The sequence below is a fragment of the Romboutsia faecis genome, from assembly GCF_014323405.1.
In the GTDB taxonomy this organism is placed as follows: domain Bacteria; phylum Bacillota; class Clostridia; order Peptostreptococcales; family Peptostreptococcaceae; genus Romboutsia_E; species Romboutsia_E faecis.
The window spans coordinates 324049-335981 of the sequence record NZ_JACRWE010000004.1 but is presented as its reverse complement, the minus strand read 5'-3'; the positions used below and the strand labels follow the sequence as shown (position 1 = coordinate 335981).

Here is an 11933-nt window from a genome sequence, read left to right as displayed (position 1 = left end):
ACTATATTAATATATACCCACAAAACTTCAATACAATTATTTTTAAAATATAATTTTTCTATAAACTGAAATAGTAGGTGATGAAAATTTATAGTTTTTCACCACCTACTTCTATATATTTACTATTTTACAACTTCATCTTTGATTGATTGTAATAATAATTCTCTTCCTATTGGATTGTATGCTTGACTGAAGTATGGACTTGCATCAAGTATTGTTACGTTACCTTCTTTAACAGCTCTTATTTGTGGCCATACTGTACTTGCTTTTAAATCAGCTTTATCTGATTCTGTAGCTATAACTATTATGTGATCTGCATCTATTTCTGTTAAACCTTCCATAGTAACAGTTGGTAATGTTATACTATCTTGCTCAGGCATATTAGCTGGTTGAGGTAATTTCATATCTTCTTTTAATACAGTTCCTATACCACCTTCAGTAAATACCATAAATTGCCCTGATGATGCTAGTACTGTTAAATAAGTTTGATCTCCGTTAGCTTCTTTTATTTCCTTACCTATTTCTTCTGCTTTTGCATAGTAATTATCTAACCACTTTTGAGCTTCTTCTTCTTGCCCGAATAATGCCGCTACGTCTTTAAGTTTTGCTTCCCAATCGTTTGATCTATCTTCTAACATAACAACTGGAGCTATTTCTTTTAATTGATCATATATCTTTTCTTGTCTTGGTGCCATTATTATTAAATCTGGCTCTGCAGCAAGTATTGCTTCTATATCCATTGTATCCATCATTGAGTGACCAACTACTTTTGCATCACCTAATTTATCTTGTACATATGATGGAACTTTATCTGTTTCATACGAGTCTACATTAGCTGTCCCCACTGGAGTATGTCCTAATAAAGCTAATTCTTCACTACTTCCAGATATATCAACTATTCTTTTAGGATTTGCCGGTATTTCAACTTCTCCTTTTACAGATTGTACTATTCTTGTTTGTGATTCATCCTTTGAACTTTCATTGTTACTGTTTCCCGAACAACCAGTAACTAATCCTAGTGTAGCTATTGTTACACCTAATAGCATTAATGATTTTAATCTTTTCACTTTTATGTCCTCCAATATATATTATTTATATAATTTTTAATATTGATAATTGTTATCATCTGATTTATAAATTCATTATATCATCTTTTTCTTTCTAGTCAATAACTTTTTTAAATATATTTAGCTTTTTTATTAAAATATTTAGTTTTTATGAAAATTTTGTCGATTATTATATTTTTATCAATAAAAAAAGAGCTACTCAAATGAAATATCTCACTTGAACAACTCTTTTTTATCTAATTTATATTCATACTTACACTAAATTTATTATGGTAAAGTTTTTTATATGTATCTTTAATTCTTTTAAGAGCTTCATTTAATGTAGCTCTAGGACATCCTATATTAAGGCGAATAAATCCTTCTCCATCTTTGACAAAATAACTTCCTACTACCATAGTTACCTTTGCAGTTTTAAAAAATTCATTCGCTTCTTCTTCATCTTCAAATAATTCTCTTACATCTATCCATGCTAAGAAAGAGGAATCCGATTTCATTACTTTTGCATTAGGTATATTTCTTTCAAAGAAATCATACACAATTTCAAAATTCCCTTCAACATACTTAGTCATTTCATCCAACCATTCTTCACTATCATTGTAAGCAGCTGTAATTGCTGGTATAGCAAATACATTTGGAGATGTTATTGAATTTCTTTTTAACTGTTCTAATAAAGTTTCTCTTACTTTTTTATTTTTAGCTAAAACATATGAAGTTTTAAGCCCTCCTAAGTTAAACCCTTTATTTGGAGACACGCATACCAAACTATTACTATGAATATCTGGATGTGCATTCCACAAAGATATAAACTCATGCCCCTTAAATACTACATCTCGATGTATTTCATCACTTACTAGTAACACATTATATTTTAAACATAGTTCCGATAACTTATATAATTCATCCTTTGTCCATATACGCCCCGAAGGATTTTGTGGACTGCAGAATATATATACTTTAATATTACTATCTTTCATTTGAGCTTCAATGTCGTCAAAGTCTAGATAATACCTATTATTCATTAATTTTAATGGGCTACAATATAATTGTCTATTATTATTTTCTACTGCTTCAGCAAAAGGGTCATAAGCTGGTGTATTTATTAATACCCCTTCTCCTTCTTTTGTATATGCCTGAACTATATAATGTAGAGTTGATACTGTACCAAAAGTTAACTTTATCCATTCTTTATCTATATCAATATTAAATCTTCTTTTATTCCAGTTAATTACAGCTTCATAGAACTCATCTTCTACAAAAGTATAGCTGTAATCCCCTACTGATGCCCTTTTTAGTATTGCATCCTTTATTGCTGGTGAGCATTCAAAGTCAATGTCAGCTAAGTCCATTGGAATTGCAGTTTCATCTAAATCAAACTTATCTTTTAAAACCTTATTGCTCCATTTTCTACAATGGCTTTCTTTTCGATTTATTACTTTATCAAAATTATATTTCATTTTTACTCTCCTAGTATAATCCATTCTTTTGAAGTCTTATTAAGTGAAACACCTTTTCCATTTATTATTACGATATCGTCTTCTATTCGTACTCCACCTACATCTGGAATATATATTCCTGGTTCACATGACATTACCATACCTTCTTCTAGAATATCTTCACTTCTGGAATTCAGTGTAGGCAGTTCACCATCACCAAGTCCCATTCCATGACCTAAACCATGAGTAAAATAGTCCCCAAAACCTGATTCTGCTATACTATCTCTAGCAATTTTATCTACGTCTCTAGCAGATACACCTTCCCTAATTCCTTCTATTGCCAAATTCTGAGCCTTTAAAACTGCTTTATATATTTCTTTTATCAACTTTGGTGGTTCTCCTATAGATATTGTCCTTGTCATATCAGATTGATATCCTTCATACACAATACCAAAATCAATTGTAATAGCTTCATTTCTTTTTAATTTTTTTGTTGTAGGGCGACCATGTGGCATGGCGCCCCTTTCACCAGATGCAACAATTGGTTCAAAAGCCATACCACTTGCACCTTTTTTTAGTGTCCAGTAGTGAAGTAATGCAGAAACCTCTAATTCTGTCATTCCTTCTTTTATTTCAGAGATAACTTCTTTGAATATTTCATCTGTTAACTCACAAGCTTTTCTAATAGTTTCGATTTCTTCTTTAGATTTTACTGATCTTACTTTACCTAGCTCATTAGTTATTAATGTAATATCAAAACTACATTCACTTAAATCAATATACTCTCTTATACTCATAAATTGACTCTCTATTCCAACCTTTTGTAAAGATAATTCTTTAAGTAAATCAATTATAGCTAGTATATATGATCCTTGTGGAACAACTTTATTTTCAAATATAGTTGTTTTTTTATTTGCTTCATCAATGTATCTTCCATCTAAAATTTGATAAGCCTTATCTTTTGTAACCAAAACATATACTCCACTACCTGTTAAAGCACCAATATATCGCTTATTATTTTTACCTTTTATTAGAAGTGCATCTATATTCTTTTCTTCTATTAATTTTCTTATTTTATCTAATCTACTATTCATATTCATCACCTAGAAGTCTAATCCTAAGTCATCTAATAGATCTTCTTCATCCTCTGTAAATATATTTTTACTTGTTTTATTTTCTTCTTCTAATTTAGCTTCAGCTTGACGTTCCATTATTTTAAAGAATGGCATGTATAATAATACAGTTAATACTAATTGTATTGCATTAGCTACTATTGAACGCCAATCACCATTTGTTAAAAATCCTTCAAGGAACACACCTACATATGGAGGGTCAAATACTGGTTTAGCTAACCATCCAAAATGCATTAAGAACATTGGTAGTGTACCTATTATTGCTCCACCAAATACAAATGGTATAAACATTATTGGATTTAATATTATTGGAGCACCAAATAATATTGGTTCATTTATTCCAAATAGAGATGGGAATAATGATACTTGACCTATTTTTTTAAAACTCTTGTTTTTAGATAACATACACGCTATTACACAACCTATTGTTATACCTGCTCCTGTAAACCCGAAAAATGCACTTGATGCACCTGCAGTATAGAAGTGAGGTATTGGCTGACCAGCTTGCATAGCAGCTATATTTTCTGCTATAAATGTAACCATTATTGGACGAGTTATTGGACTGAAAACAGATGAATGTATACCAAAGAAGAATACCGTACATATACAGAAGTTTAGAGCTAGAACTGCCCATGGATTATCCATACTACCTACTAATGGTTCTAAGAATCTAGTAAGTATTTGTGGAGGTAATTCTCCAAATACATTTAAAGATACAAAACGTAATACGATGAATGTACCACCTACGATTATAGTTGTAGGTATTAATTCAAATGATTTAGATACAAAGTCTGGTACACCTTCTGGCATTCTAATCGTAAGATTTTTCTTCTTACATAAATTATAAAGTTCTACTGCTCCTATAGCTGTTAGCATACCTGTAAATAAGCCTTTAGCACCTAAGTTTCCAAGTTCTAAAGTTCCATCCGGTGTAAAGGATGATACTAAGAATAAAAAGGCAAAAGTAGAAAGAGTAACACAACCTGGAATATATAATTTGTAATGATTACCTAAGTTAAAAGATATACACATACAAGCATATAGTCCGATTAATCCTATAGAAAGAGTTACTGGCAAATCTAGTATTTCTGCATTATTTAATATAAATTGACTTACTGGGTTATTTTCCCCTATCATATTTGGAAGTGCTGGAATTATAGCAAAGAAACTACCTAGTATAGTAAATGGTGTCATTGCTACCATTCCTGCCTTTATAGCACTTAAGTGACGTTGATTATCCACTTTGTGAGCTATAGGTGTAAATACACGATTCATAAATGCTTCAAACTTTGCGAACATTGTCATCCCCCTATTATTTATTAATTATTTTAACCCCACTATCTTGCTGCATTAGCTAATTCATGCTTTTTATATGTTACTAAAGCTAATTTCATTACTGTTGCCCCATCCATTTTTCCATATACATCTTTATCTATTACAACAAAAGGCTTATTTCTTGGCTTACATATTGATTCTATAAAATCAGTTTTATGAGAAACTTGTGGACCAATCATAACTATATCCCAATTATCTATTTCACTTTCTAATGAGTCGGCTGGTATAGCTGTAAATTTAAAATCATTTTCATTTAACTTAGTACTTTCTTTAACTACCTTCTTCATATTTTGCATTAACATATTAGTAGAAAATCCACCTGCACAACATAATAATATCTTCATAATTATTCCCCCTAAAATTATTTTTAGTTTATATTTTTTTAATTACTTACTTTGCGTCATCAAGTACTTCTATTAAAGTCTCTATTAAATCCTTTGCTAACTGAGAAGTCATATAGTGATCTTGAGCATGAACCATTAATAATCCCATGGCAGGACTTTCTTGCTCTTCATCTATATCTCTAGTTATTAGTTCAGTTTGAATCCTATGTGCTTGAACATCTATTTTTCTAGCTTCCGCTATTAATTCTCTAGCCTCATCAAACTTCTTATCCTTTACCATTTTTAATGCTTCAAAAGCTTTAGCTTTACTTTCTCCAGCAGTAGTTATAAGTTCCATTACTTCAAATTCTGTTGATACCATGTCTTTTTCTCCTCTTAGATAAATTTTTTTATTTCTTTGTATTTTTCAGAATCAAAATTTAATATTAATTCTGTATATAACTTAATCATTAATTCAAGATCTATTGGACTTACTATTGAAAAAGCACAATGACCATATCTAACTGGAAGACAAGTAACTACAGTTGGCTTTCCTTCATTTACCTTGTGTGCTTCTCCTCCATCAGTTCCACCCGATTTGAACATATCGTGTTGAAGTGGAACATTTATATTACTTGCAGTTTCCTTCACATAATTTATCATTTTTTTATTTGGTGCTAATGTTCTATCAAAATGCATAAGCATTACACCTTTATCAATTTGCTTTTTATTTGTATGATCGCGTACAAACTCATTTCTATGGCAGGCTACATCTATTACAAATACAACATCTGGGTTTATTAATTGCGCTGCTGTTTTTGCTCCTCTTATACCTACTTCTTCGCTACTAGTAGCTGCGAAGTAAATATTACTATTTAATTTTTTATCATCTAAATTTTTTAGTACTTCTCCCATTACGAAACATCCTAGACGATCATCAAAGGCTTTACCTACTAATCTATTAGGAAGTGAAAACTTTTCGAACTCAGTTGCATATGTTACCATATCTCCAACTTGAATTCCTAAATTATATACTTCTTCATCTGTATAAGCGCCTATATCTGCATATAAATCTTCTGTTGCTTCATTTTTATAAGTACCATTTATAATCGCAGGTATTTTAACTCCACTTTCAGTTGTTATCCTTACTTTCTGTAAGTGTTGTGCTAAAGGTTTAACTCCACCAACTACCATTAAATGGATCATTCCATCTTTACTTATGCTTCTTACTATGAAACCTACTTCATCCATATGAGCACAAATCATAATTTTAGGTGCATTCTCATTTATTTCTTTTGAAAAAATAATACTTCCCAATCCATCACAAACTATATTATCGCTGTGTGATTTTAACTCATCTAACAGTACTTTTCTAACTTCCCCTTCATTAGATGCTATTCCATCTGCTTCTGATAGTTTTTTTAGAAACTCTAAATTCATCTGCTATCCCCCCAGGCTATTTTTTAACTTATGCATGAATTCTTCATATGACTGTGATTCCCTTAATCTATTAACAACACTTTCATCTTCCATAATAATACTAAGATGCTTTGTAACTAGTTTATGTAATTCAAGATTTCCTTTTATTAAAGAAACCATAAATATAATTTTAGGTTTACGTTCTTCGTATTCAATATCAGTTTGTACAAGACCTACTGATATTAAGTTTTTATTCCCTGTCATTTCAATTGGATGTGGAATTGTAACCCCATTTGTATATATTGTATTTAGAAAACTCTCTCGCTCCCAAACATCTTTTGGATAACTCGGTGCACAGGCCCCATCTTCAACTACTTTTTGTGCCATCGTGTCAAGAATGCCTTTATATTCTGATTTTTGTGTAATACAAGTAAAATGTTTCTTGCTAAATAAACTTAAGAAATACTGTTTAGGATTAGTTACTTTTCCAAAATCATCTACATATCTTACACTTTCCTTTATTTTTAAATAATCTAAATCATCTAGTATCTCTTTTATTAAAATTACAGGAGCATGCACTTCAAAACTTAAATCCGTAATTGAAAAAATCAAATCTGGTGAAAAGTTTACTATTTTATCTTTATCCAATAATGAAAAATTCTGTACCTCAGCATTTGGAAATATTTCTTGTAATCTTAATTTAATTAAATAAGCACTTCCTCCACCCGAAGAACAAACTATTCCTATCTTGTATTTTTGTTTAAAATTTTCTCCTTGTCTTTTTTCAAAAGGCACTGCAATATGAGTAGCTATAAATCCAATTTCATGTTGATTAATCTTAATTCCATATTCTTTTTCTAGCCTCTTAGATAATTGAATTGCTAAATTAAATACAGTTGGATATTGATGACTTATTTGACGAGAGAAAGGATTTTTTAGATTTTGTTCTCTCCTAACACGTTCTATTAAAGATGCTATATGAAGATATAATAAATTAAAAAATTCTTTATCTTCTAAGAAATAAGTGTTATATCCTTTATCCACCTCTTCAAAGAAATTATATATAAGTTCTTGTAACTTATCTTTTTGAGCACTATTTATTTCAGATTCCTTATTTTTAGTTTTTCTTTTTATAAAATCACTAAGGTAATCCTTTTCCTCATCTGTAATAAAAAATTGAAGTTCAGAAAAAACTTCTCTGATAATATGTTCTATTATAATATCATTATAAGATACCTTTAATTGTGTAATTTCTTTTTCTTCGTTATTTCTCCTCAAACTAGCTTTAATATATAAAAGTACTAATTGAAGTTTTAATTCCTCAAGCTCTACAAAGTTTGCTTCTAGCTTATATTTAACTAGTATATTTTCCTCTGTAGTCTTTATATTTTCCATTTTCTTATCACTGATAAATTTACTATAAAACTCTTCAAGCTTTCTATTATCTTTTGATGCAATTTCTGATAGAATCTTCTGTTTATATTTAATTGGTCCTATTATCTTAATCCCATAATGTGCTTTACGTTCTAATTCTAAATTTGTATCTTTAAGTTTTTGACTTAATCTTTTTAAATCATTTTTAATTAAAGATGTGCTAACTAAAAACTCTTGGCTGAGTTGTTCTATAGTTGTATAATCATCTTTTAATAAAAGTAATGCAGTTATTGAATTTAATCGCTGTTCTGGGCTATCTAAAGGAACAGGGGATAAGCTTTTAAGATATCGTTCAAATCTCATTTCATCTTCTATCTGTAAAATATATCCCAGCTTACTCTTATATTCTATTTTAAACCCATTACATTTTTCATCAATTGCGATTATCTTCATATCATTTCTTATTGTTCTAGTTGATACTTCAAATTTCTTTGAGAAATAATCTAAACTTAGATAATCACCACTGTCTTTTAACTCTTTAAGAATGAGACTTTCTCGCATATATGCTCCTCCCTTTTTCCAAAATTATACTGTTTATTACAAATCCCATTATATTATAAAAGAAATTTATATAAAAGCTGAGATTTTTCATAAATTTTGTGAAAAAAGTATCCCATTAACATTGATGTTTAATAACTATCCTTTACACTTTAAATTATATATAGAATATATCATTATGAAAAGTTTAGCTTTTTCATACTTTTTTTGAAAAAACTATCTTAATCAATAATATAAAAATAGAATAATTACAATTTAATCATAATAAAAAAAACGGTAAACTCATATAAAGTTTACCGCTTTTTTTATTATTTTAGCATGCTTTTCCGTTAGACCCACACACCTCTATTTTTTGTTTTACAAATTCTTTAACGCATTTTAATCCTTCTGCTCCGTATTTTTTAGGGTCTATAGTTTCTGGATTTTCATTTAAAACTTTTTTAACTCCTTCACTATAAGCTATACGAAGCTCAGTGGCGTAGTTAACTTTGCATATTCCTCTTCTAATTGATTCTATTATAGTTTCATCTGGTATTCCAGAACCTCCATGTAACACTAATGGAACTGAGACAACCTCACGTATTTCTGATAATCGATCTAAATCAAGCTTTGGTTCTCCTTTATATAAACCATGCGCAGTCCCTATAGCTATGGCTAATGAAGAAACTCCAGTTCTATCTACAAAGATCTTCGCTTCAATTGGATCTGTATATGCACTACCTTCTCCACCATCTAAGTCATCTTCTTTTCCACCAACTTTTCCAAGTTCAGCTTCTACTGGAATACCTGATGGTCTACTAGCATCAACTACTGCTTTTGATAATGCTATATTATCCTCAAAACTTTCATGAGACCCATCTATCATTATTGATGTGTATCCTGTTCTTAAAGCTTGCATTGCAAGTTCAAAACTTGAACCATGATCCAGATGCATAGCTACTGGAACTGATGCTCTTTCTGCAGCTACTTTAGCATTTGCTAAATAATAATCAAGTCCTGCATATTTAACAGTCGATGGAGTTGTTTGTAATATAACTGGAGAGTTCAGTTCCTCAGCAGCTTGTATCACAGCCATAACCATTTCCATATTTTCTACATTGAATGCTCCTATTGCATAATTACCTTCTTGAGCATTTTTAAGTAATTCAGTTGTTGTTACTAATGACATGCTTTTATCCCCCCATATAATTTAATCTATATTCTTAATGAAATGAATTATATATTTTTTACTTGCTCTTGATACTCATGTATTATTACACCTTTTACAACTCTATTAACAGTCCCTGATGGAGATGGAGTATCAGGAGTATTTCCAACTTTGACTGAAGTTAATAACGAAACTGTTTGAGCAAATAATACATATGGGAATGCAAGATATAAATCTGGTAATTCATTGTATTTTGCATCAAAGTCAAATTTCTCTCCAGAGAAGTTTTGATCTTTATTAACAGATATAGAACAAGTTAATTTAGCAATATTATCACCATTTATTTCTTCTAAAACATCTAAATCATATTTTCTTGTATATTCATCATTAGAAGTAAATACAAATATTAAAGTATTTTCATTTATAAATGATTTTGGCCCATGTCTAAATCCCATAGTTGAATCGTATCCAGTAGCTATCTTTCCAGCTGTAAGCTCTAGTAATTTAAGTTGGGCTTCTTGAGTTAATCCACACAAGCATCCTGAACCTAAATAAACAACTCTATCAAATTCTTTATCTATTAAATTTCTTATTTCATCTTCTCTACTTATTACATTATTCCCCATATCTATTATTGCATCTATATATGATTTTTCTTTATCTTCTCCTAAGTTATCAAATATTAACATAGCTGATAACATCATACATGAGAAACTTCCAGTCATAGCAAATCCTTGATCATTTGATTTACTTGGCATTAATAATAAATAATTATGCTCATCGTTTTTAGTTATTTGAGCAAGCTTCCCTTCTGGAGCACAAGTAATTGCTAAACTATAAAAATCCTTAACTATTTGCTTTCCTAAATTTACAGCAGCTAAGCTTTCTGGACTGTTACCACTTCTAGCAAATGACACTAGTAATGTTGGAACATCTTCCATATAAAAATCATATGGATTAGAAACAATATCAGTTGTAGGTATTGATTCTACTATATATTTTCTTATATCTGATTTTTTCTTAATGTATGGAAGTATTGTTTGACCTACATAAGCTGAAGTACCAGCACCTGTAAATATAACTCTAAACTGACCATGCTTTTCCCCTATATTTTCTATAAATTCATTTATTTGAGTTTTATTAGCTTTGTATATTTCATAAGCTTCTGCCCACAATTTTGGTTGTTGCTTTATTTCTTTTGTAGTTATTATTGCCCCTAATCCTTCTAATTTCTTATCTTCAAAATTAAACATCTTATTCTCCCCTTATCTATTAAATTTATCATTATCAATATAATTGGTAATGAGGTTATAACCAGTTTTATTAAAAGAAAAGAATCTTCTTAAGACTCTTACTTTTGATGTATTTAACTTTTATCTCAGATGCCTTACTTTATACACAAACTTATCACTTCTGGCAACACTTAAAGTAAATTCAATTACTCTATTATCATTGTTATAAGTTGTTCTAAGTAATTTCAAACAAGCTGAGTCTACAGGAACCTCTAGTAATTGAGCTTCTCTATCTGATAGTAAACCTGCAGAGAATTCTTCATCTGCTACTTTTATTATCTCACTATAATTTTCTCTAAATATTTCATATAGTGGTTTTTTAGTTACCATATCTTCAGTTAATCCTGAGAACGACTTCATTGGAAGGTATGTTCTTTCTAACATCATAGGTAATTCATCTGCTAACCTTAGTCGTGTAATCTTTATCATTTTTTCTCCAGGTGATATTCCCAGGTTCTCAGCAAAATAATTTGTACTTTCTAAAGTTTCAAAAGATAACACTTTTGTACTTGGGTTTTTACCTTGTTCTTTCATGTGATCAGTAAAACTATAACTATCCATTAAATTTTGTGAATTTTTATTTAGAGCTGCAACAAATGTTCCTTTGCCATGCCTTTTGTAGATGTATCCCATATGCTCTAGTTCTGCCATAGCAAGCCTGACCGTTGTACGGCTAACTCCATACTGTTCACATATTCCCCTTTCAGATAGCATTTTATCGTTAGGAGTCATCTCATTTTCAATTTTTGACCTTAATATTTCAACAAGTTGGTAATATATAGGTCTTTTATCATTTCTATTTATCATAATGCTTTTGTCTCCTCCGAGTGGTTACTACCACATCTTCAATAT

At 30.0% G+C, this 11933-nt stretch carries 11 protein-coding genes; all 11 read right to left on the bottom strand.

What is annotated here, in order from left to right; translation table 11 throughout:
* Window positions 1–122: 122 nt before the first annotated feature.
* The 11 genes from H8923_RS10655 to H8923_RS10605 all read right to left on the bottom strand — a co-directional run bounded on the left by H8923_RS10655 (window position 123) and on the right by H8923_RS10605 (window position 11888).
* Window positions 123–1067 carry an iron-hydroxamate ABC transporter substrate-binding protein gene (locus H8923_RS10655; protein WP_187127913.1) on the bottom strand — a complete coding sequence of 315 codons (945 nt, stop codon included), beginning with the start codon at window positions 1065–1067 and terminating at the stop codon, window positions 123–125.
* A 236-nt stretch (window positions 1068–1303) separates the two neighbouring features.
* The gene (locus H8923_RS10650; protein ID WP_153924703.1) at window positions 1304–2521 is read right to left on the bottom strand and encodes a MalY/PatB family protein; all 1218 of its coding nucleotides are present in this window, start codon (window positions 2519–2521) and stop codon (window positions 1304–1306) included.
* A gap of 2 nt (window positions 2522–2523) precedes the next feature.
* Complete coding sequence (locus H8923_RS10645; protein WP_153924701.1) at window positions 2524–3594, bottom strand: aminopeptidase P family protein; 1071 nt, start codon at window positions 3592–3594, stop codon at window positions 2524–2526.
* Window positions 3595–3603: 9 nt separating this feature from the next.
* The gene (locus H8923_RS10640) at window positions 3604–4932 is read right to left on the bottom strand and encodes a PTS sugar transporter subunit IIC (RefSeq protein ID WP_153924698.1); all 1329 of its coding nucleotides are present in this window, start codon (window positions 4930–4932) and stop codon (window positions 3604–3606) included.
* A gap of 38 nt (window positions 4933–4970) precedes the next feature.
* Complete coding sequence (locus H8923_RS10635) at window positions 4971–5312, bottom strand: PTS sugar transporter subunit IIB (protein WP_153924695.1); 342 nt, start codon at window positions 5310–5312, stop codon at window positions 4971–4973.
* Between the two features lie 46 nt (window positions 5313–5358).
* Entirely contained in the window at window positions 5359–5673 is a 315-nt protein-coding gene (locus tag H8923_RS10630; RefSeq protein WP_153924690.1) for a PTS lactose/cellobiose transporter subunit IIA, read from the bottom strand.
* Between the two features lie 14 nt (window positions 5674–5687).
* A complete protein-coding gene (gene ypdE / locus H8923_RS10625; protein ID WP_153924687.1) occupies window positions 5688–6731 on the bottom strand; it encodes an aminopeptidase in 1044 nt (347 codons plus the stop codon).
* Window positions 6732–6734: 3 nt separating this feature from the next.
* Window positions 6735–8645, bottom strand: a complete 1911-nt coding sequence (locus H8923_RS10620) for a BglG family transcription antiterminator (RefSeq protein ID WP_153924685.1) — start codon at window positions 8643–8645, stop codon at window positions 6735–6737.
* 310 nt (window positions 8646–8955) lie between these two features.
* Window positions 8956–9810: a tagatose-bisphosphate aldolase subunit GatY gene (gatY, locus tag H8923_RS10615; RefSeq protein WP_147541306.1), complete on the bottom strand. Its 855-nt coding sequence runs from the start codon at window positions 9808–9810 to the stop codon at window positions 8956–8958.
* Between the two features lie 47 nt (window positions 9811–9857).
* Window positions 9858–11042, bottom strand: a complete 1185-nt coding sequence (agaS, locus tag H8923_RS10610) for an SIS domain-containing protein (protein WP_147541307.1) — start codon at window positions 11040–11042, stop codon at window positions 9858–9860.
* Window positions 11043–11162: 120 nt separating this feature from the next.
* Window positions 11163–11888 carry a GntR family transcriptional regulator gene (locus tag H8923_RS10605; RefSeq protein ID WP_153924682.1) on the bottom strand — a complete coding sequence of 242 codons (726 nt, stop codon included), beginning with the start codon at window positions 11886–11888 and terminating at the stop codon, window positions 11163–11165.
* Window positions 11889–11933 lie beyond the last annotated feature (45 nt).

What these genes read in the sequence shown, in the direction of transcription:
- H8923_RS10635 (WP_153924695.1), bottom strand. Translation starts at nt 5,312, where the DNA reads ATGAAGATATTATTATGTTGTGCAGGTGGATTTTCTACTAATATGTTA.
- gatY (WP_147541306.1), bottom strand. Translation starts at nt 9,810, where the DNA reads ATGTCATTAGTAACAACAACTGAATTACTTAAAAATGCTCAAGAAGGT.
- H8923_RS10640 (WP_153924698.1), bottom strand. Translation starts at nt 4,932, where the DNA reads ATGTTCGCAAAGTTTGAAGCATTTATGAATCGTGTATTTACACCTATA.
- H8923_RS10630 (WP_153924690.1), bottom strand. Translation starts at nt 5,673, where the DNA reads ATGGTATCAACAGAATTTGAAGTAATGGAACTTATAACTACTGCTGGA.
- H8923_RS10605 (WP_153924682.1), bottom strand. Translation starts at nt 11,888, where the DNA reads ATGATAAATAGAAATGATAAAAGACCTATATATTACCAACTTGTTGAA.
- ypdE (WP_153924687.1), bottom strand. Translation starts at nt 6,731, where the DNA reads ATGAATTTAGAGTTTCTAAAAAAACTATCAGAAGCAGATGGAATAGCA.
- H8923_RS10650 (WP_153924703.1), bottom strand. Translation starts at nt 2,521, where the DNA reads ATGAAATATAATTTTGATAAAGTAATAAATCGAAAAGAAAGCCATTGT.
- H8923_RS10620 (WP_153924685.1), bottom strand. Translation starts at nt 8,645, where the DNA reads ATGCGAGAAAGTCTCATTCTTAAAGAGTTAAAAGACAGTGGTGATTAT.
- H8923_RS10645 (WP_153924701.1), bottom strand. Translation starts at nt 3,594, where the DNA reads ATGAATAGTAGATTAGATAAAATAAGAAAATTAATAGAAGAAAAGAAT.
- agaS (WP_147541307.1), bottom strand. Translation starts at nt 11,042, where the DNA reads ATGTTTAATTTTGAAGATAAGAAATTAGAAGGATTAGGGGCAATAATA.